The organism is Phocaeicola sp., assembly GCF_057861905.1.
The window spans coordinates 45,063-67,764 of record NZ_DBMACV010000010.1 but is presented as its reverse complement, the minus strand read 5'-3'; the positions used below and the strand labels follow the sequence as shown (position 1 = coordinate 67,764).

General features: G+C 45.0%; 17 protein-coding genes and 1 riboswitch. Of the genes, 5 read left to right on the top strand and 12 right to left on the bottom strand.

Annotated elements, in window-relative coordinates:
* Nucleotides 1-184 precede the first annotated feature (184 nt).
* Nucleotides 185-2,467, top strand: coding sequence for a TonB-dependent receptor (locus tag ACZM60_RS03470; protein WP_489520833.1), 2,283 nt, complete (start codon nt 185-187; stop codon nt 2,465-2,467).
* A 73-nt stretch (nt 2,468-2,540) separates the two neighbouring features.
* Here ACZM60_RS03470 and ACZM60_RS03465 read toward each other — a convergent pair whose 3' ends face one another.
* Nucleotides 2,541-2,747 carry a hypothetical protein gene (locus ACZM60_RS03465; protein ID WP_007566093.1) on the bottom strand — a complete coding sequence of 69 codons (207 nt, stop codon included), beginning with the start codon at nt 2,745-2,747 and terminating at the stop codon, nt 2,541-2,543.
* Nucleotides 2,748-2,896: 149 nt separating this feature from the next.
* Between ACZM60_RS03465 and ACZM60_RS03460 the strand changes: the two genes are divergently transcribed.
* The gene (locus ACZM60_RS03460; RefSeq protein ID WP_489520832.1) at nt 2,897-3,469 is read left to right on the top strand and encodes a helix-turn-helix domain-containing protein; all 573 of its coding nucleotides are present in this window, start codon (nt 2,897-2,899) and stop codon (nt 3,467-3,469) included.
* 76 nt (nt 3,470-3,545) lie between these two features.
* The gene (locus ACZM60_RS03455; RefSeq protein WP_489520831.1) at nt 3,546-5,774 is read left to right on the top strand and encodes a heavy metal translocating P-type ATPase; all 2,229 of its coding nucleotides are present in this window, start codon (nt 3,546-3,548) and stop codon (nt 5,772-5,774) included.
* A 22-nt stretch (nt 5,775-5,796) separates the two neighbouring features.
* Here ACZM60_RS03455 and ACZM60_RS03450 read toward each other — a convergent pair whose 3' ends face one another.
* Together ACZM60_RS03450 and ACZM60_RS03445 are read right to left on the bottom strand one after the other, a co-directional pair.
* Complete coding sequence (locus ACZM60_RS03450; RefSeq protein WP_489520830.1) at nt 5,797-6,975, bottom strand: acyltransferase family protein; 1,179 nt, start codon at nt 6,973-6,975, stop codon at nt 5,797-5,799.
* A 101-nt stretch (nt 6,976-7,076) separates the two neighbouring features.
* The gene (locus ACZM60_RS03445) at nt 7,077-7,655 is read right to left on the bottom strand and encodes a Crp/Fnr family transcriptional regulator (RefSeq protein WP_337420215.1); all 579 of its coding nucleotides are present in this window, start codon (nt 7,653-7,655) and stop codon (nt 7,077-7,079) included.
* Nucleotides 7,656-7,988: 333 nt separating this feature from the next.
* Here ACZM60_RS03445 and ACZM60_RS03440 point away from each other — a divergent pair, with 333 nt between their 5' ends.
* Nucleotides 7,989-12,257 carry a DEAD/DEAH box helicase gene (locus tag ACZM60_RS03440; RefSeq protein WP_489520829.1) on the top strand — a complete coding sequence of 1,423 codons (4,269 nt, stop codon included), beginning with the start codon at nt 7,989-7,991 and terminating at the stop codon, nt 12,255-12,257.
* 21 nt (nt 12,258-12,278) lie between these two features.
* Nucleotides 12,279-13,022, top strand: coding sequence for an SDR family NAD(P)-dependent oxidoreductase (locus ACZM60_RS03435; RefSeq protein WP_489520828.1), 744 nt, complete (start codon nt 12,279-12,281; stop codon nt 13,020-13,022).
* Here ACZM60_RS03435 and ACZM60_RS03430 read toward each other — a convergent pair.
* The 9 genes from ACZM60_RS03430 to ACZM60_RS03390 all read right to left on the bottom strand — a co-directional run bounded on the left by ACZM60_RS03430 (nt 13,019) and on the right by ACZM60_RS03390 (nt 22,699).
* On the bottom strand, nt 13,019-14,371 hold the full coding sequence (locus tag ACZM60_RS03430) for an MATE family efflux transporter (RefSeq protein ID WP_489520827.1): 1,353 nt from the start codon (nt 14,369-14,371) through the stop codon (nt 13,019-13,021). The two genes, ACZM60_RS03435 and ACZM60_RS03430, sit on opposite strands and share 4 nt — an antisense overlap.
* 114 nt (nt 14,372-14,485) lie before the next feature.
* Nucleotides 14,486-15,763, bottom strand: coding sequence for a voltage-gated chloride channel family protein (locus ACZM60_RS03425; protein WP_489520826.1), 1,278 nt, complete (start codon nt 15,761-15,763; stop codon nt 14,486-14,488).
* 121 nt (nt 15,764-15,884) lie between these two features.
* A riboswitch (Fluoride riboswitch) is annotated at nt 15,885-15,953 on the bottom strand.
* Between the two features lie 305 nt (nt 15,954-16,258).
* Nucleotides 16,259-17,293 carry a UDP-glucose 4-epimerase GalE gene (gene galE, locus ACZM60_RS03420; RefSeq protein WP_489520825.1) on the bottom strand — a complete coding sequence of 345 codons (1,035 nt, stop codon included), beginning with the start codon at nt 17,291-17,293 and terminating at the stop codon, nt 16,259-16,261.
* A gap of 196 nt (nt 17,294-17,489) precedes the next feature.
* Nucleotides 17,490-18,092, bottom strand: coding sequence for an electron transport complex subunit RsxA (rsxA, locus tag ACZM60_RS03415; protein WP_022231772.1), 603 nt, complete (start codon nt 18,090-18,092; stop codon nt 17,490-17,492).
* A 19-nt stretch (nt 18,093-18,111) separates the two neighbouring features.
* Entirely contained in the window at nt 18,112-18,696 is a 585-nt protein-coding gene (gene rsxE / locus ACZM60_RS03410) for an electron transport complex subunit RsxE (protein WP_007561420.1), read from the bottom strand.
* 17 nt (nt 18,697-18,713) lie between these two features.
* Entirely contained in the window at nt 18,714-19,376 is a 663-nt protein-coding gene (locus ACZM60_RS03405; protein ID WP_489520824.1) for an RnfABCDGE type electron transport complex subunit G, read from the bottom strand.
* The gene (locus ACZM60_RS03400) at nt 19,373-20,362 is read right to left on the bottom strand and encodes an RnfABCDGE type electron transport complex subunit D (RefSeq protein WP_021970931.1); all 990 of its coding nucleotides are present in this window, start codon (nt 20,360-20,362) and stop codon (nt 19,373-19,375) included. Before ACZM60_RS03400 ends, ACZM60_RS03405 begins: the two co-directional genes overlap by 4 nt.
* Before the next feature lie 13 nt (nt 20,363-20,375).
* Nucleotides 20,376-21,713: an electron transport complex subunit RsxC gene (gene rsxC, locus ACZM60_RS03395; protein ID WP_021970930.1), complete on the bottom strand. Its 1,338-nt coding sequence runs from the start codon at nt 21,711-21,713 to the stop codon at nt 20,376-20,378.
* 35 nt (nt 21,714-21,748) lie between these two features.
* Nucleotides 21,749-22,699 (bottom strand): Fe-S cluster domain-containing protein, encoded by a 951-nt coding sequence (locus ACZM60_RS03390; protein ID WP_489520823.1) that lies wholly within the window; start codon nt 22,697-22,699, stop codon nt 21,749-21,751.
* Between the last annotated feature and the right edge of the window lie 3 nt (nt 22,700-22,702).

The following is a 22,702-nucleotide window of genomic DNA, read 5'->3' as shown; positions in this document are numbered from 1 at the left end:
TTAATTTGTAATTAATTGTTTGTCAGACTTAAATATACAAAATAATTCGGTGATTACCAACTTTTAAAGATACTTTCTTATCCCGAACTCACGTATTTTTTATCTTAAAACAATTTGTTTCATCGTTCGAAATTAAATGATACACTATTAACTTCAAACGATTATTCAACATAACACATTTCTTATGAATAAAACCGGATTATTAATAATGTCATTGGCATTATTGGGCAATTCTATGCAAGCGCAGAATAAATTATACGGGACAGTAGAAAACAACGGAAAGCCATTGCCCTATGTAACAGTCCGCCTGCTAGAAACTGATTCAACTTTTGTTTCAGGAGTTACCACAGATACATTGGGGAAATATGTCTTCAGCAATATAGAGAAAGGCAACTATTTAGTAGCTTTCAGCTCAATCGGCTATAAGCCAGCGTTCATCCAGATAAAAATGTCTGATAAAAATTTAGAAGTTCCTCTTGTCACACTGGAAACAGAAAACGTTGTACTCGGAGAAGTCGTAGTAAAAGGTACTACATTCATCCGAAAGAAAGACCATACGTTAATTATTCCAGACAAGCAACAATTGAAGCACGCCTATTCGGGATATGATGTTTTGTATAACCTGATGATACCCGGAGTGGATGTAGATCCTCGCAGCAAGAATGTTTCTACTTCACGGGGAGCTGTAACACTTTATATCAACGGTGTACAGGCAGACTTACGTGAAGTACAGAACCTGCGCCCCAAAGACATAGAGAAGGTAGAATACTATGATATCCCGAGTGGCATCTACACAGGTGATATTGCGTCTATTAATTACATTACAAAAGAGTATAAGGTGGGCGGTTACGTGACTTTAGATGCAGAACAGAATATAGGCTATACCAAAGGTGATTATAACATCGGAGCAAAAATAGCACACGGCAATACTAACTATACTTTTTTCGGTGGATACAATATGGCAGAGCATGACGGAGTACAAAATCAAAAGAATGAGCTGCTGTTTTTTCCAGACTATCAAGTCAATCGAAATCATATGAATGAAGGCGGCTTATACCACAACAATCAGCAGTATGCCCAATTCAAAGTGAATAACAAGACGGATAAGCGTAATCTGTATGCACTAGTGTCGTTGACCCATAATGATACTCCGCATAATGACCAAAGCGAACAGTTAAATTATACCGGCTATGAAAATAAAAATGTAAGTTCATCGGAACGGGTAAGTGAAGAGAATCTGAAACCGTCCCTTTGTTTGGACGGAGTATTCTATCCCACAAAGAACCAACGTATACACGTCATGCTGAGAGGAAACTATGACCACAACACCTATCAGCGGAATTACTTGGAGGACGAACAGCGTCTGTTTACTAAAGCAGATGAAGACTTATACTCATTCAGAGCAATGGGTGTATATGGCATCAACTTAAAACATAATTCGTTTGGCGCAAGTTTTCTGCACGACCATCAGATTACTTCTTCCGCCTATACCGGAGATAATGAATCCTGGCAACACCTGTGGAAAGGCGAAACTCTATTTTATTTAAATTATACACAATATCTTTTTGACAAACTGACCATTACATTGTCACCCGGTGCATCACTGCTAAATTATAAGTTGCACGGACAGGACTTGCAAAAATATTGGACATTCCGCACTAACTCATGGATTCGTTACCTGATTAATGCCAAGCACCAGTTAGTAGGCGGTTTCGCCATGGGAAACTATCAGCCGGATATCAGCTATATTAATACAATGGATCAAAATATAGATTTTCTACAAATAAAACGAGGAAATCCTAATCTGAATAACCCGATCATACAAGAGCTTTTCTTCACTTATGATGCACAAGTGAAACCCTTTAATCTCCAGTTCAACTTCAACTATACGATTCTGAAAAATAATATTTGTGGGGATTATTATATTGAAAATAACAAACTTGTAAACAGCTACCGTTCAGATACTGACTATAAGAAATGGAAAGCTGAAGTTATATCATCTTGTAAATTGTCAAAGAATTTCCGTACAAACCTGAAGCTCAAATATGAGAAGCTGGACATTGCAAAGATTCCTATCTCGGAAGATAACTTTATGGCTACGCTTGATGTGAATTATTATTTCCATTCGTTTACGTTGAATGCTTACATGAAAACTCCAGAAAGAGGGCTTGACAGCGAATTGTTAGCACTCAAGAAATCACCGTGGAAGTATGGTTTCTCGCTTCGGTTTAACAAAAAGAACTGGCTGGCAGAAGCAGGTACAGATAGTCCATTTACCAAACATTCCCGCTATACGGAATATTCTCCTATCGGTATATATCAGTTCACGCAAGAAAGAACCAGCCGCATCTACCAGCGTACAGGTTACGTGAAACTTGCCTATACTTTCGATTTCGGACGGAAGACTTCGCGCGACAAGAACGATGTAGACCGAAGCATCAACTCGGCTATCATGAAAGTCAACTAGAATCATAGGCTGCTATGGAACACTTCCTGCTGGTATTCTATAGCAGCCTCACCAATTTATTCTCAAACCCTTTTCAATAGCGGACCAGTTTCTTCGGATTCCCGTGCCATGAACAGCCCAGACAGAATACTTCGCTCACATCGAATCCGTCGAGCGACTCTTCCGGATTTTTAGGTATAACCTCTCCTCCCTCAACAACGTATACCAGACGGCGGTCGCCTGCTTCATTCTTTACATACATGGCAGCAATCTTACACTGCGGACAAAGCATTTTTCTCATTTCTCTATGCTGATTTTTATTAACTTTACAAAAATATAAGATAGAAACAAAAAAAGAATAGTTGTGGCTCTTTTAACAAAAGAAAATTCAGCAAACCGGCATATATTCATATTGAAAAGCTTTATTTTGCAGAAATTATTTTAAGACGCATGAACAATACAACGCTCTATATTAAAAACATGGTGTGCTACCGCTGTATTATGGTGGTAGAAGACTTGCTTGCCAAACTGGGCTTTACACCCTTGCATGTTGAGCTGGGAAAGGCTATCATACAGGAAACTGTCGGAAAAGCCGAACTGGAACATATCCGGCAAACGTTACAGTCTGTGGGATTTGAACTGATAGACGACAAACGCAACAGGCTGATAGAGCAAATCAAGCAGGAAATTATCCGGCTGGTACATAGCCAAAACGGTGAACTTAAAACAACTCTGTCGGACTATCTTGCCGACAGGCTTCATCACGATTACAGCTCCTTAAGCAAACTGTTTTCGGGAACCAATGGCATTACAATAGAAAAATACTTCATTTCACAAAAAATAGAGCGCGTAAAGGAACTACTTGTGTATGATGAACTCTCACTGAACGAAATCGCTTTCCTGCTAAATTATTCGAGTACGGCTCATCTTAGCCGGCAGTTTAAAGAAGTGACCGGCACTACTCCTAGCGAATTCAAAAAACAAAAGATCCAATTACGCAAAGGACTGGATGAAATCGTATAAATCATATCCATAATTTTATAACATACACAATGGTCTGCCGGTGTATCTTTGCGCCAGAATCAAAAAGAAAAGAACAATGACAGACCAACAAATAAAAAAACAGACTTTCCCCGTACTGGGCATGAGTTGTGCCGCCTGCGCTGCACGTGTTAACAAAACATTGAGCCGGCAGGAAGGGGTGTGCTCGGCCAATGTCAATCTGGCAACAGCTATCGCTACCGTAGAATATGATCCGTCGCTCTGCTCGCCCGAAATGATGAAGCAGGCTGTACAAAACGCAGGATTCGACTTGCTGATTGATACGGCTAAAGAAGCTGAAAAAGAGGCTGAAGACACACATGCCGCCCATTACAGGCAATTGAAGTTCCGGACGATATGGGCTATTATCCTATCGCTTCCTGTCGCTATTATCGGAATGTTTTTCATGGATATGCCATATGCCAATTACATCATGTGGATATTATCTACTCCTGTGGTGTTCTGGCTGGGAAGCGGATTCTATGTCAATGCCTGGAAGCTGCTGAAGCACCGTTCTGCCAATATGGACACACTGGTGGCAAACAGTACCGGAATCGCCTATCTGTTCAGCTTGTTCAACTTGTTTTTTCCCGATTTCTGGCTATCAAGGGGAGTGACTCCGCATGTGTATTTTGAAGCGGCCAGCGTGATTATCGCCTTTATCCTGCTGGGACGCACACTGGAAGAACGTGCAAAAGGCAATACATCGGCTGCTATCAGGAAACTGATGGGACTACAGCCCCGTACAGTTATCATCGATGACGGAACCGGCGAACGGGAAGTAAGTATTGAACAGATTGTTCCAGGCAACATGATTGTCGTGAAACCGGGAGAACGTATCGCTGTAGACGGAACCGTAACGGAAGGCAGTTCTTTCATCGACGAAAGTATGCTGAGCGGCGAGCCAATTCCTGTCTGTAAGTCGGCAGGAGCAAAAGTATATGCAGGAACCATCAACCAGAAAGGAAGTTTCCGGTTTCGGGCTGAAAAGGTGGGAGCTGATACGATGCTTTCTCACATTATTCATCTGGTACAGGAAGCTCAGGGAAGCAAAGCGCCCGTACAGCAACTGGTCGACAAAATTGCAGCTGTATTCGTCCCTGCTATCATGACAATTGCCGTGCTTACTTTCATTGCATGGATCGTGCTGGCGGAGAACGGCTTTACGCACGGACTGCTGGCAGCCGTTACCGTACTGATTATTGCCTGTCCGTGCGCTTTGGGACTAGCTACCCCTACGGCTATTATGGTGGGTATCGGCAAAGGGGCCGAAAACGGTATACTGATCAAGGATGCCGAAAGTCTGGAAATGGCCAAAAAGATAGACACGATTGTACTCGACAAGACGGGAACCATAACGGAAGGGAAACCTGTGGTGACAGACATTGTCTGGGAAACTGAGAATGCTGATATACAGCGTATCTTTCTGGGACTGGAAAAGCATTCCGAACATCCGCTGGCTACAGCCGTAGTGCAGGCATTATCTCAGGCAAATGCTGATAACGGAGGGGATTGTCTGCTAAGCGGTTTCGAAAGTATTACGGGGAAAGGTGTGAAAGCAAGCTGGAACGGCAAAACGTATTATGCAGGAAACCGCCGGATGCTTGCCGAAAGGGGTATTACTATCTCTCCTGTCCTTTCAGAAAAGGCTGAAGCTTTCGCACAGGAAGCCAAGACCGTCATCTGGTTTGCCGACGAACAGCAGGCACTGGCAACTTGCGCCATTGCCGACCGGATAAAGGAAACATCGAAAAAGGCCATCGCCGAGTTACAGCAAAGAGGTATTTCGGTTGTCATGCTGACGGGTGACAATGAGCAGACTGCCCGTCGGATTGCTGCGGAGGCTGGTATCTCCGAATTCCGCGCGGAAGTATTGCCTCAGCAAAAATCGGAGTATATCAAACAGCTTCAAGCTGAAGGAAAGCATGTAGCCATGGTTGGCGACGGCATCAACGACAGCGCCGCCCTTGCCCAAGCAGACCTGAGTATCGCCATGGGACAAGGAAGCGACATCGCCATGGATGTGGCAAAGATGACTATTATATCGTCCGACCTGACTAAAATAAGTGAAGCTATCCGGCTTTCGGTGCTCACCGTACGTACCATTCGCGAGAACTTATTCTGGGCGTTTATCTATAATTTGATAGGTATTCCCATCGCAGCCGGCATACTTTATCCCTTCACGGGATTCTTGCTGAACCCGATGATTGCCGGTGCAGCCATGGCCTTCAGCTCGGTTTCGGTAGTAACCAACAGCCTCCGACTGCGGATGAAACGAATCAGATAGTCCTCTAAATCAACAAATAAAGTCAACGCTGACGGCCTGCCTGCTGTCTTTTATGCATGAAACGTTTTGCAAGGTATTTACGCACCGGTTCATCGTATAACTTCAGACACAGGTAGGCTAAAACGATATTACCGGCCATCAACAAGGTTGCAACTCCCCATGTTTCTCCGAAAGTGAAATACTGATTCTTTATCAGCCACGCGTAAAACAGGTAATAGAAAGGATAGTGAATGATATAAACGGGGAAAGATATATCGCCCAAGAATTTACATACGGAAGAGGAAACCGTATCGGTGGTAGAACCGGAAGCGCCTAGCCATACCAAAACCGGGAAAACAATCATAATGCACACCATTTCAAACACGCCGTTGTAACAGATGGGTTCCAAGCCCGGAATAAACGGTACGTAAAACAAGCCTATCAATACCAGTGAACAAATCCAGAATGCGCCACGAACCTTCACGGGTTTAAAATAACGGCACACCAGCATACCAAGACTGAACGGGAAAAGCATGCGCAGCAAGCCTCCGATGAAATTGACAGAGTCGAGTGTCCATCCTACTCCGAGCGAACCGTAGCCCGAATAATCGGTCAGTGTAAAGAAGGCTAAGCCTATTCCCATGACAGCCGTCCACACAGCCAATGCTTTGTTGCTGAAACGATGAATAAACAATGCGTACAAGATATTGCCTATATACTCGAAGAAAAGCGACCACGCAGGACCATTCAGCGGAAACATTTCGCCATTTCCGCGTATTTCGTAACTGCAACCCGGCACGGCAGGGATAAAGAACATGGCACACAATAGGGCAATCATCACTGCTGATGTGGCAACATGTGTTCCGTCCCACTGCACGCTGCCCTGTAACAAGAAGGTTATTACTCCCAATACAGCTCCCATTACGACCATGGGATGCAGACGGATTAAACGGCGCTTAAAGAAGTTGCCGGAAGACATTGATTTTCCCCAGCGGTCGTCATACGCATAAGCGATGACAAATCCGGACAAGATAAAAAAGAAGTCCACGGCCAAATATGCATGATTAGGAGTTTCGATGATTGGGGCATTTGCCGCAAAAGCATATCCTTCAAAAACATGATACCATAAGACCAAGATAGCAGCTACTCCACGTAAGCCGTCAAGCAGGTCATAATGAGGCTTTGTATCAGAAAAGGCTGCAGATGCTTTCAATTGTTGCATGATTACTATTTTTAATTAGACAAAAATTCGTTTCGGTTAATCACCAAACAAAGTTAACACCTATCAGCCAATAAAAAGTTGTCCTACATCAAAATCGGCTGCTACAGCCCTCTATCGTTCTCATTCGACCGCAACCGGCTCAGCGTCGACAAGGTAATTCCCAAATAAGAAGCAATATATCCCAAGTTCGTCCGCTGGCAAACGTAGGGAAACTGTTTCTGAAACTCTTCATACCGTTCTTTGGCGGGAAGTGTCAGCCGCTCCTTATGACTCCGGTGCAACCGCCGGTATTCATTCTGATGAATGATTCTTCCCCAGTTGCAGAACTCCAGATTGGTTTCAAACAAATGCCTCAAATCGGTCAGCTGTATTCTGTAAACTTCTACGTCTTCCAGTGTTTCGACAAACTCTTCGCTCTTCTTATTATAATACAATTCATCCATGCTGAAGACAATTCCACCTTCGCAGGAAAAGGAGGTCGTAATCTCTTCCCCGTCCACCAGCCAGAACGAACGTGTCATCCCCTTTTCAATGAAATAGGCATACTTGCAAAACATATTTTCTTTTATCAGCTGATACCTTTTGGGATAGTTACATTTTACGACAAGACTTTCCAACTTCTCTACCGTTTCATCAGATATCGGGCACAAGGCTCGCATACACTCCACAACATGTTTCATAAGACAATCTCGTTTTTCATACCGACAAAGATAACAAAGAAAATATACAACATCAATCAAAACCTGCGACTTGCTTGTATTCTGACGCGAATCTCGCTCAAATAGAACCCGCTGCAAGCTAAATACGGCACGGAATTTACTATCCTAACTCCCTCCTTTCGTATCAAACATCAAGTCCTCGATGTCTAAATACGGCACAGAATTTACTATTCCCATCCCAGCAAAAACCCTCTTCTCTGAAAGCGAAACGACCGTAAAAAGATGATACGGTTTCAGAAAATAGTTGTATATTTGAATCGTTATCTAAGTTTTTGATAAGTTTTTAATCCCGACATGCCCGTAAATTCGACCAACCATATAGAGTTACAGTCTTTCGATTTATATTACCGTATTGAACAAATACACCGGCAACCCGCCGCAGCTCTTGAAAATATCCGTGCCAAATATATTCTGCTTTACAAGGTTTTGGAACAAGCCTGTTACGAACTGACGACAGGAGTTACGTTTTCGTTTGCCAACTTGTTTTCGCGTCTGGACTATATTTGCAAGGAAAAACGGATGACTCCTTCCGACAAGTATGCCATACAGACCATGCGCCGCAATTGCAATGCAGCCATGCGCGACGACTTTCATCCGGTGATGGAAGAGTATTTATACGACCTGCGGGCGATTGTCCGCTTTGTATCGCTGGCTTTCGATGAAGACATTCCGGCTTCGCTGATACCGGAAATTCCTCATTCCAACCGCCCCTACCACGGTACACGGCATTCACGCATTCCGTATGTCCGCGCCGCAGTCAGCAGTTGGGACGATACAAAAATATTTGCCGCAACCGATAGTGACGAAGATCCTTTCATCATCATCGACTATGCCAAAGGTGGCTATAACGGCGACTTGCTGTACCTGAAAGAATTGCTGACAGAAAATCTTCAGTTGAATCTGCTGGACGTACGTGTAGACGAGGAGAATCATTACATCCCGAACCTGATAGTGATTCATCCTGATTATCTGATAGACATCAGTTCGCTGGCTGCCTGCTTCCGCGAATACGGGCATCATCCGCTGAACTTCTTCATGAATAAGGTAAAGCCTAAGGCTAATACGGCTCCGATCCTGATGGGTAACCTGGCAAGCCAGTTCCTCGATGATTACATCAACGAGCGGGACGACAAACCTGTAACTTATAAAGATACGATCAAGAAGTTCTTCGCTTCATCGGCACTGGAGTTCTGTACCTGCCCCATCCCTGCCAACTTTCACGAACAGGCGCAGGCGCAGATGATGAATATCCGGTCGTTTGTGCACGATATCTTACCGCATAACATTCAGGCTTTCGACAAGCACAATACCTTGCTCGAGGCTTCTTTCATCTGCGAACAACTTGGTTTGCAGGGACGTGTGGATATGCTTCAAAAGGATTTCAAGGTGCTTGTGGAACAGAAATCTGGAAAGAGGGATGAATACAACCGCCGTCACAAGGAGGATCATTTCATCCAGATGATGCTTTATCAGGGGGTACTGATGTATAACTTCGGACGTAAGACGGAGGATTTGCAGACGTTCTTGCTTTATTCCAAATATACCGACGGTCTGATGATCGAGCACTTTGCCGAAACCTTGTTCCGTGAAAGTATCCGTCTGCGCAACCAGATTGTAGCACATGAGATTGCTTTCGGCGAAGGAGCCATCGCTCCCGTTACGGAAGAGCTGAATACCGACTTGCTGAACGAACTGCAAGTACACAGCAAATTGTGGAACGACTATCAGGAGCCGCAGTTGCAGGAAACCATCAATACGCTGAAACGTTGCACCCCATTGGAGCGGGCTTATTTTCAGCGTTTCTTTACGTTCGTTTCGAAGGAGCAGATTTTAAGTAAGACAGGCGGAAGAAACGATCCGTCCAACGGTTTTGCCGGACTCTGGCATACACCTCTTGCCGAAAAGATAGAGTCGGGAAATATCCTGCTCGGGCTGACCATTACCGAAAAACGCCAAAGCGCTCCGGGAAAAGGTTACGACATCATCGACTTGAACATTCCCGAACAGGGAGAGGATTTCCTGCCTAATTTCCGGACGGGCGATATCATTATCTTCTATGCCTATCGGGGAGAGCCGGATGTACGCCGGCAGATTCTGATGAAAGGAAATATTGTAGACATTCAGCCTCGGCAACTGACTGTGCTTTTACGCAACGGTCAGCAGAATAAAGATATTATAGGTAAGGAGGATGAAGTCTTTGCCATAGAACATGATTCCTCGGATGCTTCGTCGGTGAATGCGATACGTGGACTCTATGCTTTCCTGTCTGCCCGTGCCGACCGCAAGGAGTTGCTGCTGGGACTGCGTACGCCTCAACAGCATCCGGAGCGTAGTCTGAATGGCTCGTACGATGGCTTCAACGAACTGATTCTGAAAGAGAAGCAGACTGATGACTACTTTTTGCTGGTAGGTCCTCCGGGAACAGGAAAGACTTCGTGTGCTCTACGCTACATGGTAGAGGAAGCATTAACCGATCCGGATGCCTCTCTCCTGCTGTTGTCGTATACCAATCGTGCGGTAGACGAAATCTGCAACATGCTGGTCGGTTCGGGAATCGCAGAAAAGACTCCTTTTATCCGTATCGGAAATGAGTTGTCGTGCGACAAGCGTTTTGTTCCTTATCTCTTAAAGTACAGCCTTGCCGACTGCCCGAAGCTGACGGATATTCAGAAGAAAATCTCGCAGACACGCATCTTTGTGGGTACGACCACTGCCATAAACAGCCGGTTGCATTTGTTCAACCTGAAACACTTCACACTGGCTATCATCGATGAGGCGTCGCAGATACTGGAACCCGACTTGATTGGCATCTTGTCGGCACGCCACAACCGTGACAATGCCATCGACAAATTTATATTGATCGGCGACTACAAGCAGTTGCCTGCCATTGCTCAGCAAAATGAAGAAGAAGCCCGAATAGACGATCCGTTGTTACAGTCCATCGGTCTGACCGACTGCCGTAACTCTCTTTTCGAGCGGTTGTACAAGCAAAGTGATGAAGCCTTCCGCAGCGTCCTGCACAAGCAAGGTCGCATGCATCCTGCCATATCGGAGTTTCCGAACAATACGTTTTATTATCGTGAGCAACTGGAACCTATTCCTCTGCCTCATCAGGAAGAAAGCCTGCCCTATCCGTCGGCATCTGTCCCTCAGGACAACCTGGACAGACTGATACAAACCCGGCGCATGGTGTTTATTCCTTCGGAAACGCCGGACAACATTAATTATTCGGAAAAGACGAATATCAACGAGGCACGTATCGTCGCAACCCTCCTGACTCGTATCTACCGGATGACATCGGAAACATTTGATGCCAACAAAACGGTAGGCGTTATCGTTCCTTATCGCAATCAGATAGCCATGATACGCAGAGAAATCGCTCAAACCAACATTCCCGAGTTAAATAATATTTCAATCGACACCGTAGAACGCTATCAGGGAAGTCAGCGCGATGTGATTATTTACTCGTTTACCATCCAGAATTTCAGTCAGTTGAATTTCCTGACAAGCAATACTTTCCGGGAAGGAGAATACTTAATAGACCGTAAACTGAACGTGGCAATCACCCGTGCCAGAAAGCAATTGTTCCTGACCGGCAACCCGCAGATACTGGGAGCGAACATCACGTTTTACAAACTGATGGAATATATTCGTATGAACAACGGATACATCGATGTGGGTACAGCTGCCTTTTGCCGGGGAGATTTCGAATTGCCTGAATGTATCAGCGGCTGGGATGTGCAGTCGGATAATTATCTGCTTCCGGAATCTTTCCGCAATGCGTTTCAGGAGATCGTGACAGTCGATGATGAAGTTCTGAACGATGAAGCTCGCAATCGGGAACTGACCGCTTACGGGAGGTACGACTTTTCCTCTCCGGATACTGAAATTCCAGCAAGCGAACGTCTGCAACTATACAACTATTATTATATGCGGCGGGCCTATTGTGCAGCTCGGGCATTGTATGAAACCAATGGCAACTGGCTGTTCAACGCTATCCGGAATGTTTCGGGGCGTGTCGTTCTCTGCGATCTGAGTTATGAAAGCGGAGCTTCGGGACTGGCTTTCGTCGATGCCTGCCGTCGCCTTCCTCATTTGGACCTGACTTACTTAGGCATTTATCCCATAGAGGAAATGGATAAGGTAGCCCAACTTTTCTTTGAACAGGAAGCATACCGTTCGGTTACGTGTAGCTTCTATCCGAGAATCGGTGCCGTACCTTCCACTTTCTGGTCGACACATAGTGTACTGTCGGAACTGATTATATTCAATCTGTCCAGTCTGTTCGACCGTATTTCTCCTCGCGAGGCACGGGATCTGGCCTTACAGATTAACCAGTTGGTGCATGCCCGTCCGCTGAACCACTATGCAACTCTGTTCCGCGATGACGCAGGTGAACGCATGAACAATCATTCCTACAAGACATTCTGCGCACACCTCACGCAGGCAATCCGCCCGCTGAATGAACAAATGCCTTTTGCCGACCGGTTTTTCTATAGCCGTGAAGCCGAACATGTACCTGTATCTGAAACCTTCATGTACGAAATACGTAGTAACAAATAACTCCAAAACCTCAACTGTCATATGAATCCATCAACAACAAAACGTGCAATTATCATGGGAGCTACTTCTGGAATAGGCTACGAAGTGGCTAAATTATTAATAGCCGAAGGCTGGTACCTCGGGATTGCAGGCCGGCGTCTGGAAAAGTTACAGGCCTTTCAGCGGCAAGCCCCTGAAAGAATTCAGATCCGCCCCATTGATATTCGTAAAGAGGGAGCCGAAAAAGAGTTGGATGCACTGATAGACGAAGTAGGAGGAATGGATTTGTATGTACACTGTTCCGGTATCGGCTTCCAGAATTTTGAATTAGCTCCCGACATTGAGCTGAACACCTTGGAAACGAACGGAACAGGATTTACCCGCATGGTAGGACATGCTTTCCGCTTTTTCCTTCAACAAGGCAAGGGACACATAGCGGTTATCAGTTCCATTGCGGGCACGAAAGGACTGGGCATCGCTCCTGCTTATTCGGCAACCAAACGCTTTCAGAACCTATATATCGACGCACTGGAACAGCTTGCCCACATGCACCGCTCCCCCATCTGCTTCACAGATATACGTCCCGGCTTCGTTGCTACCGGACTACTCAACGACGGAAAACATTATCCCATGCTGATGAAACCGGAAAATGTAGCACGACACATCATACGTGCCATCCATCGCAAGCAGCGCATTGCCATTATCGACTGGAGATACAAGGTGATGGTCTTTTTCTGGAAGCTCATTCCTGCCGGAATATGGAAACGAATGCGGGTTAAGAATTAAGCCTCTTTTGCTACAATAAGACGCAAACGACGGTATACATAAATAAATGCCGGAATCAGGAACAAGTTAGCGAAAAGCCATGCAGTAGGATCACCCATACAAACGCCGACGAATCCCCACATCGGAACAATGATCAGACTGACTAATATACGGGCAATCATTTCCGAAACTCCGGAGAACATGGCAAGTTTGGTATATCCCGCTCCCTGAATGGTGTAACGCAAAATACTAAGCATTCCCAATAAAGGGAAGAACGATACATTGATATGCAAGAACAAGGCTGTATCTGAGATAATTTCTGTTTCGTCGGGCGCAATAAACAACAGGGCAAACTTGTCGGCAAAGGCCCACATGATAGCAGCAACTACAGCCACATAAATGATCATCATCAGCGAAGCCGACTTGATGCCTTGCCAGATACGGTCTGGTTTCCCGGCACCATAGTTCTGACCGCTATAGGTTGCCATCGCCATTCCCAAGCTATCGAGGGCACACATCACGAACATCTTGATACGCATCGCTGCGGTGAAAGCTGCGACACATGCTGTACCCAGTGCATTATTTGCACTCTGAAGCATGATACTACCGATAGCCGTTATGGAAAATTGAAGTCCCATCGGAACTCCGATATACATTAATTGTCGGGCAAGTTCCGGACGGAAACGACGATCGGAGGCCTCTGTTTTCAGAATATCAAACTTACGATACATGTAGAAATAGCATAGTACAGCCGATACTCCTTGAGAAAAGACAGTAGCCACGGCAGCACCTGTTACCCCCCACCCCATAACCAATATGCAGAACAAGTCGAGGATAATATTCAATATGGTAGAGAAAAGCAAGAACCAGAAAGGTGTCTTACTATCTCCCAATGCACGGATGATACTGGAGAGCAGGTTATAAAAAAAGGTACACGGCACTCCGATAAAAGTGACCAGCAGATAATTGTAGGCTCCCTGAAAGATGTTCTCCGGAGTCTGCATGGTGCGAAGAATAAAAGCACACAATAAACTGGTCAATATGGCTATGACTACCGACATGACTCCGGCAATCTTCAAGCTGACGGAAACGTAACGCCGCATCGTCACATAATCGTGTGCCCCGAATTTCTGCGCTACCGGAATGGCAAATCCGCCACAACATCCGTTGCAGAAGCCTAAAATGAGAAAGACAACCGAAGTGCTTGCTCCTACGGACGCTAAAGCATTAATTCCAAGGGACTTTCCAACAATGGCAGCATCGACCAATGAATAAGTCTGCTGCAACAAGTTTCCCAACAATAAGGGTAAGGTAAAGTTGAAAATCAGCGGCAATGAAGGCCCCGCTGTCATCTCTCTCAATTGTGCCATATCTGTGTCTGTTTCTGAAATCGAATACAAAATTACGGAAACCCGCGCTTGATTGTGCTTTCAAATGAATATTTTTCTCATTTCAGGCCTCAAAATCTTGCGATAAATCAAGAGTTATCTCAATGTCCTTCCCTTGTCGCGTAAATAGATCAGGTGCTTGGGAGTTCCTACTACTTGTGATGTATAAATACCTGTATGTCCAGAAAATAAATAAGCTACTACGCAGGCTATCCCCAAATAAATGCCCGGTTCTATACCAAAAAGCTCAATGCCCATAAATGTACAAGCTATAGGGGTATTGGTTGCTCCGGCAAAAACGGCTACGAATCCCAAGCCTGCCAGTAAGCTCATTGGCAACGGAATGATGAATGATAACGCACTACCTAAGGTAGCTCCGACAAAAAACAGAGGAGTTACCTCTCCACCTTTAAAACCGACTCCAATGGTAAAAGTCGTAAAAAGCAGTTTCAGCAAAAAGTCGTACCACATCTGTTGCTCCGAAAAAGAAGCAACGATAGTCGGGACACCCAAGCCAATGTATTTAGTAGTGCCCAATGCCCAAACAGCCAAAGCTATGATTACTCCTCCTGCAACCGGGCGCAAAGGCGGATAGGAAATATACTTTTTAGCCAGTCCGCCCCAAAAGCCGATAGAACGAGAGAAAATCATCGCAACAATTCCGAATAATATACCCGAAAGAGCAACCCATAAAATACTGGCAACTCCCAGTGCCGGTACTACAGGTGCCGGATAAAGTGTATGCTCCACTCCCCACGCATGACAGGCCAACTGAGCAAAAGCAGCCGAAAGGAAAACCGGAAGAATCGCTTCATACCGCATTCGACCAACGACAATCACCTCCAGACCAAACACAGCTCCCGCCAAAGGAGTTCCGAATACAGAAGCAAAACCTGCACTGATACCGATTGCTACCATCACCTGATGGTCACGCTTAGGCAGACGGAACAGCTTGGAAAAACGATCGGCTATCGCTCCTCCCATCTGTACACCGGTTCCTTCACGTCCGGCTGAACCACCAAAAAGATGAGTCAACACCGTTCCGATATATACGAGAGGTGCCATACGGAAAGGAATAATATCGTGGGGAGAACGGATTTCCTCTATCAGAAAGTTATTCCCCCGTGCTGCTGTTCCCGCCAGATAATGATACATCAGTCCGATCAACAAGCCAGCTACGGGAAGCAAAGCGATAATCCATAAATGATGTTCACGATACTGAGTAGCCCACTCCAGAGAAACCAGCAAAAGTGCAGAAGCCGAACCTATGCAGGCTCCAGACACAGCTGAAAGAAAAAGCCATTTAATTAAATAAGGAAATAATGGAAATTGTTCCTGTCTCGTCACAAAGTTTTGTTTCTTTAAAATTTTCATCTCTTGTCTTTTTCAAATTTTTCTTATACCATAAATATATTTTCTCAAAAAATGAAAGCCGGAACTCTTTTCGGACAAGCAGATGAGGACATAATTACCCTGCCAGCCTTACAAAAGACTAACTCCGGCAGGAACTATCAGCTATTCTATTAGCGGTTTATAACAGGGAAGTCCCATTCCCCGATTTCAGAAATCTGTCTGAATCTTCCAACAAATACCAGCCCGACTTAGGAAATCGGCCGCAAAGGTATAATAAAATCCAGAAATAAAAAAACTGTTTCTCGACTCACGTCGAGAAACAGTCACAACACAAACACAAAATAAAACACGACAAAACTACTATGCATAAACGCCCCGTCCCCTATAAGGGAACAGACAATACTTGTACATATTCACATACATCCAAGTACCTTAAGCGTCTGCATCAATAAAACATTTCTTCAAACGTTTTGGTTTTATATATTAACGTTTTTTATCAAAACAAATTTTAGCCAGTTATTGTACTCCTCTTTCACGAAGTTTTAACTGCCAGTTCCAAGCTGAACGCAATGTTTCTTCTATTGAAGTTTCTGCTTTCCAGCCCAGCTCGTTATTTGCATAAGTAGGATCTGCCCATACTTGTTCTATATCGCCAGCACGACGACCTGCAATCTGATAATTCAATTTAACACCTGTAGCAGCCTCAAATGCATGAATCAGTTCCAAAACGGAAACGCCTCTACCGGTACCGATATTGAATACTTCCACTTTATCTTTCTGCTTGTTTTGCAGAATACGGTTCATAGCAATGACATGTGCCTTGGCCAAATCTACCACATAAATGTAGTCGCGAATACAAGAACCGTCAGGAGTATTGTAATCATCACCAAAAACACTCAGTTTTTCACGAATACCAATGGCCGTCTGAGTCAGATACGGAATAAGGTTCTGCGGAACACCATTTGGCAATTCACCGATAAGAGCACTTGGATGAGCGCCAATCGGGTTGAAATAACGCAACAGGATAGCATGGATAGGAGAACCGGAAGCTACTGTATCACGAATAATTTCTTCATTAATCTGTTTCGTGTTTCCATAAGGAGACTCTGCTTTCTTAATCGGAGCTTCTTCCGTAACGGGAAGTTTGTCCGGCTGTCCATATACTGTACACGAAGATGAGAAGATAATGCCCGGCACATTGTGTTTAGGCATCAGTTCAAGTATATTGATCAATGAAACCAAGTTATTGCGATAATACAATAAAGGTTTCTGAACAGATTCGCCAACAGCCTTACTTGCTGCAAAATGGATAATACCTTTAATGCCCGGATATTTAGCAAAAACAGCATCCATTCCTGCATAGTCCAAGCAGTCTACCTGCTCGAATTCAGGACGAATACCTGTAATCTTTTCTATGTTATCGACTACGTCGGCACGCGAGTTCGAAAGATTATCTACGATAATTACCTCGTAACCACTATTCTGAAGTTCTACAACTGTATGAGAACCGATATACCCCGTTCCACCTGCAACCAGAATTCTTTCTTTCATATTGCTATTAAATTACGTCCTATAAATATTTGCTTCAACAAAAGTAGAAATAATTATCGAATATCACACAATCTGTCAGAAAAAACTATATCAAATTCTTTAAATAAATATACAGACATACAAAAAGAGCAGAGCCTTTTCATCCGTTCGGATATAAGAAGCTCTGCTCTCCTATATATAAGGTGTACCTTATCCGTTATTGCAAGCCAAACAAAACAGCCAAACCTTTATCTACACCAGAGAATCCCATGAATGCCATTGCCAGCAAACCGGCAGTCACCAGTGCGATAGACATTCCACGCATGCCTTTCGGAATATTGACCAAGCTGAGCTGTTCGCGAATACCTGCGAAAACAATCAGAGCCAGAGCAAATCCGAGTGCCGTAGAGAATGCATAGATAACACCTGTCAGCAAATCATAGTCTTTCTGGATAACCAGAATGGTCACACCCAAGATACAACAGTTTGTCGTAATCAGCGGCAAGAACACGCCCAGTGCCTGATACAAAGCCGGAGAAACTTTCTTCAAGATGATTTCCACCATCTGTACCAATGCAGCGATGACAAGGATAAATGCAATGGTCTGCAAATAACCCAGTCCGAAAGCATCAAGGACAAACTTCTGGATAACATACGTTACGATGGTAGCCAGTGTCAACACGAAAGCAACAGCAGCTCCCATACCCATAGCGGTTTCTACCTTCTTAGATACGCCCAAGAACGGACAGATACCGAGGAATTGTGACAACACAATGTTGTTCACAAAGATAGCGGTGATAAATATCAATATATATTCCATATCTTTTTCTTTTTAGGAGTTATGCCTTTTTCAGACGGTTTACGATAGCAATGAGGTAACCCAACACAATAAATGCACCAGGAGCCAGCACGAAAATCAGCATGCCATAGTCTTCAGGCATGATGGCGATGTTGAACAACTTACCTGTTCCAAGGAATTCACGAACACCACCCAGCAATGTCAAGGCAATGGTGAAGCCAAGTCCCATACCCAGACCGTCGAAGAACGACGACAGCGGATTGTTCTTTGCAGCAAAAGCCTCTGCACGTCCCAGCAAGATACAGTTCACCACAATCAAGGGGATAAACAAACCAAGGGTAGCATACAGAGCAGGAACATATGCCTGCATAACCATCTGTAACAAGGTTACGAACGAAGCGATAACCACAACGAAGATAGGAATACGTACCATGTCGGGAACCAGATTCTTTATCAATGAGATTACCACATTCGAACAAATCAGTACGAACATCGTAGCCAGTCCCATACCCATACCATTGATGGCCGAAGAGGTAGTACCCAAAGTAGGACACATACCCAGAAGGAGTACAAACGTAGGATTTTCCTTAACAATCCCGTTCATCAATACTTTAAAATTATTCATAGTCTGCTCCTCTCCTATTAATTATTTTCAACATTTGTACTATCAGCCGCAGCAGCCGGTGCTTCATCTTCCGATGCAGCGTGTGAAGTAGCTCCACTCATGCTGTCTACATGCTGATTCTTATATGCAGCATACGCATTGTTCACTGCCAGCAAGAAAGCGCGTGAAGTAATGGTAGAGGCAGTGATAGCATCAATCTGTCCACCATCCTTGCTTACTGTCAAAGGTGCTTCACCCGGATTCTTTCCGGTAATGTCACCCTTGGCTCCTTTCTTAAACCAGTCGGCAGCCTTCGAACCCAGTCCCGGAGTTTCGGCATGGCTCAGCAAAGAATAGTCGATGATGTTGCCATCGTTATCAAAACCAACCAGAACAGTCAGCGTACCACCAAAACCATTAGCAGACGATTCTACGGCAGCACCAATAGGCTGTCCATCTTTCGTTGCCTTATAAATTTTGTAAGTTGCACCATTTACTTCTACAGTTTCGGGCGCTTCGGCAGGATTATTGTCGAATCCCGGAACCACTACAGCAATTGCATCGCTCAATGTCTTGGCATTTGCCTGTGCAATCGGCTCAGCGGTCACATCGTTTACCCAGCCCAGCAGAGCTCCGGCTACAACAGAAAAGCCAGTCAGTGCCAGAGCCATATTCTTTAAAGATGATTCAAGTTTTTTCATTTCTTCACTACCTCCCCGAATCGTTTAGGTTTACAATAAGTGTTAATCAACGGAGTAAATGCATTCATAATGAAGATAGCGAATGACATTCCTTCCGGATAAGCACCGAAAAGACGAATAACAACTGTCAGGAATCCGATAGCCACACCGTAAATAATCATGCCTTTATGAGTCATCGGTGAAGTAACATAGTCGGTTGCCATGAAGATAGCTCCCAGCATCAGTCCACCTGTAAACAGATGAGCGAACGGCGATGCGTAAACAGTCGGGTTAGCCAGATGCATCAAGCCAGAGAAAACAAATACAGTTACAATGATTGACACCGGAATATGCCATGAGATAATCTTCTTCCACAACATATATGCCAGACCGATCAGCAAAGCCAATGAACTGATTTCACCGATACATCCCGGATTATTACCCAAGAACAGGCTCATCGTATCAGGCAACTGGCTCAATGCACTTGCATCGCCATGTACAGCCTGCTTCATCAGTGCAAGCGGAGTAGCAGCTGTTTCAGCATCCGTATAGCTTGCCCACTGTCCGGCAACAGGCCATGAAGTCATCTGTACGGGGAAAGAAATCAGCAAGAAGATACGTCCCACCAGTGCAGGGTTAAACGGATTGCAGCCCAGACCGCCGAAAGTCATCTTACCTACGCCGATAGCAACCAGCGCACCGATAATGATAATCCACAACGGAAGATTAGAAGGCAAGTTAAATGCCAGAAGAAGTCCCGTCAACGCAGCCGAACCATCGGTGATGGTTGTACGTTCACGTTTCAGGATGTATTTTGTAATAGCCCATTCAAAGAACAGACACGCAATGACAGAAGTCAGCGTAACGATAACAGCCCCCAGGCCGAACATGTAGAATGACACAAGCAAGGCAGGTATCAGAGCGATGATAACGCCGTACATATTCTTCTGTACGCTGTCACCGCTATGCACGTGGGGTGATAATGATACAATTAATTTGTTTGCCATAATTCGATTTCAATTATTTTTTAGCGTTACGTGCACGGATAATTCCGCCCACCTTACCTTTACCTAAACGAATGTAATCCAACATCGGACGATGAGAAGGACATGTAAACTGACATGAACCGCATTCGATACAAGACATGATCATTTCATGTTCCACACGTTCCCAGTCACCATGAGCCGAACAAGTAGCCAGCAAGAACGGTTCCAGTCCCATCGGACAAGCGCTTACACACTTGGCACAACGGATACACGGCTGAGGTTCCGCACGGCGTGCTTCCTTGTCGTTCATAATCAATACACCCGAACTACCTTTGCAGATAGGCACTTCTGTATTGGCAAGCGCCTTACCCATCATCGGACCGCCACCGATTACCTTACCCGTATCTTCGGGCAGACCTCCAGCAGCGTCAATCAACTGGCTCATCGGAGTACCCATACGAGTCAGGAAGTTAGAAGGATTCTTCAATGATTTACCTGTTACGGTAACAATACGTTCGAACAAAGGCTTGTTCTTCTGTACAGCTTCATATACAGCATAAGCAGTTCCTACGTTCTGCACAACCGCACCTACATTGATAGGAATGGCAGGAGGAGCCGGGACCTGACGTCCGATTACAGCATCAATCAACTGTTTTTCACCGCCCTGCGGATATTTCACTTTCAGAGGCACAACCTCGATGCCCGGATAAGAAGCAGCCTTCTCAGTCATCAGCTTGATGGCATCGGGCTTATTGTTTTCAATACCGATATAAGCCTTGGTTACTTTGGCAGCCTTCATCAGGATCTGCACTCCTACCAGAATCTCATCAGGCTTTTCAAGCATCAGACGATGGTCGGCAGTCAGATACGGTTCACACTCTACGGCATTGATAATTACACACTCGGCCTTGCAGCCCGGAGGAGGAGTCAGTTTTACATGAGTCGGGAAGCAAGCACCACCCATACCAACAACGCCTGCATTTTTTATTTTAGCAACAATTTCTTCAGGAGTCAAGTTACATTCCTTTACCAGCTTAGTGCTGCGATCAATACTTTCTTCCCATTCGTCACCTTCTACGTCGATAAAAATAGCCGGTTTACGATAACCACTGGCGTCGATAACGCTATCTATCTTGTTCACCTTACCGGATACAGAAGAAAAGATAGCAGCCGAAACAAAGCCCCCGGCTTCAGCAATCTTGGTTCCCACCTTCACTACATCACCTTTTTTTACGATAGCAGTAGCGGGAGCACCGATATGCTGCGACAAAGGGAAAACAGCCTGCTTTGGAAGAGCAAGAGTTTCAATTGCTTTGCCTGCTGACAATTTATTTTCTGCTGGATGAACTCCACCAATTCTAAATGTCTTCACTGTAATATCTTTTTTAATTAATTACTAATTGTTGATTAAGCCTCAGCTTTTGGAGCTTCAGCAGCTTTCACTTCTACCGTTTCGTTCTTAGGTTCAGCGGCCGGCTGGGCAGCAGCCTTCGGTGCAGCAGGAGCAGCAGCCGGAGCAGGTTCTGCAGGTTTAGCCTTACGCGGCGGGAAGTTGACTGCGATAATTGCATTCTGAGGGCATTCGGTCTCGCACTTGCGACAAGATTTACACTTGGCAGGATCGATATATGCCAAGTTGTTTTCCAAAGTAATAGCTTCAAACGGACAAACTTTCACACACTTTCCGCAACCGATACATGCAGCAGTACAAGCCTTGCGTGCTACAGCACCTTTATCTTTGTTGACGCACTGTACATACACACGGCGATTGTTCTTGCCCTTCGGACGAATTTCGATAATGTTGCGCGGACAAGCCTTGCTACAGGCGCCACAAGCCGTACACTTGCTTTCGTCTACCTCAGGCAATCCTGTTTCAGGATTCATGTGGATAGCATCAAACTGGCAGGCATTTACACAGTCGCCGCAGCCCAGACAACCGAATGTACACCCGGTTTCACCTCCGTAAGTAGAATTGGCAACCACACACGAGCGGACGCCATCGTACTGAGTCAGCTTCGGACGGTTGGCACATGTACCGTTACATCTTACTACCGCTACTTTCGGTTCCGAAGCAACAGCTTCCAGTCCCAAAATACCAGCGACCTTTTCCATAGTAGGTTGACCGCCTACCGGACATAGTTTTCCTTCCAGTGAACCAGCTTTTACGCAAGCTGCGGCAAAACCAGAGCATCCCGGATAACCACATCCACCGCAATTGGCTTGAGGAAGCACCTCGGCTACCTGAGCGATTCGCGGATCTTCATACACAGCAAACTTCTTCGAAGCCACGTACAAGATTACTGCGGCAATCAAGCCTATAGCTCCCAATGAAATTACTGCAACCAAAATTAAGTTCATAAA

Excerpts from the sequence above, each read along its gene's own strand:
- ACZM60_RS03470 (WP_489520833.1), top strand. The coding sequence starts at position 185 with ATGAATAAAACCGGATTATTAATAATGTCATTGGCATTATTGGGCAAT.
- ACZM60_RS03465 (WP_007566093.1), bottom strand. The coding sequence starts at position 2,747 with ATGAGAAAAATGCTTTGTCCGCAGTGTAAGATTGCTGCCATGTATGTA.
- ACZM60_RS03460 (WP_489520832.1), top strand. The coding sequence starts at position 2,897 with ATGAACAATACAACGCTCTATATTAAAAACATGGTGTGCTACCGCTGT.
- ACZM60_RS03455 (WP_489520831.1), top strand. The coding sequence starts at position 3,546 with ATGACAGACCAACAAATAAAAAAACAGACTTTCCCCGTACTGGGCATG.
- ACZM60_RS03450 (WP_489520830.1), bottom strand. The coding sequence starts at position 6,975 with ATGCAACAATTGAAAGCATCTGCAGCCTTTTCTGATACAAAGCCTCAT.
- ACZM60_RS03445 (WP_337420215.1), bottom strand. The coding sequence starts at position 7,655 with ATGAAACATGTTGTGGAGTGTATGCGAGCCTTGTGCCCGATATCTGAT.
- ACZM60_RS03440 (WP_489520829.1), top strand. The coding sequence starts at position 7,989 with ATGCCCGTAAATTCGACCAACCATATAGAGTTACAGTCTTTCGATTTA.
- ACZM60_RS03435 (WP_489520828.1), top strand. The coding sequence starts at position 12,279 with ATGAATCCATCAACAACAAAACGTGCAATTATCATGGGAGCTACTTCT.
- ACZM60_RS03430 (WP_489520827.1), bottom strand. The coding sequence starts at position 14,371 with ATGGCACAATTGAGAGAGATGACAGCGGGGCCTTCATTGCCGCTGATT.
- ACZM60_RS03425 (WP_489520826.1), bottom strand. The coding sequence starts at position 15,763 with ATGAAAATTTTAAAGAAACAAAACTTTGTGACGAGACAGGAACAATTT.
- galE (WP_489520825.1), bottom strand. The coding sequence starts at position 17,293 with ATGAAAGAAAGAATTCTGGTTGCAGGTGGAACGGGGTATATCGGTTCT.
- rsxA (WP_022231772.1), bottom strand. The coding sequence starts at position 18,092 with ATGGAATATATATTGATATTTATCACCGCTATCTTTGTGAACAACATT.
- rsxE (WP_007561420.1), bottom strand. The coding sequence starts at position 18,696 with ATGAATAATTTTAAAGTATTGATGAACGGGATTGTTAAGGAAAATCCT.
- ACZM60_RS03405 (WP_489520824.1), bottom strand. The coding sequence starts at position 19,376 with ATGAAAAAACTTGAATCATCTTTAAAGAATATGGCTCTGGCACTGACT.
- ACZM60_RS03400 (WP_021970931.1), bottom strand. The coding sequence starts at position 20,362 with ATGGCAAACAAATTAATTGTATCATTATCACCCCACGTGCATAGCGGT.
- ACZM60_RS03390 (WP_489520823.1), bottom strand. The coding sequence starts at position 22,699 with ATGAACTTAATTTTGGTTGCAGTAATTTCATTGGGAGCTATAGGCTTG.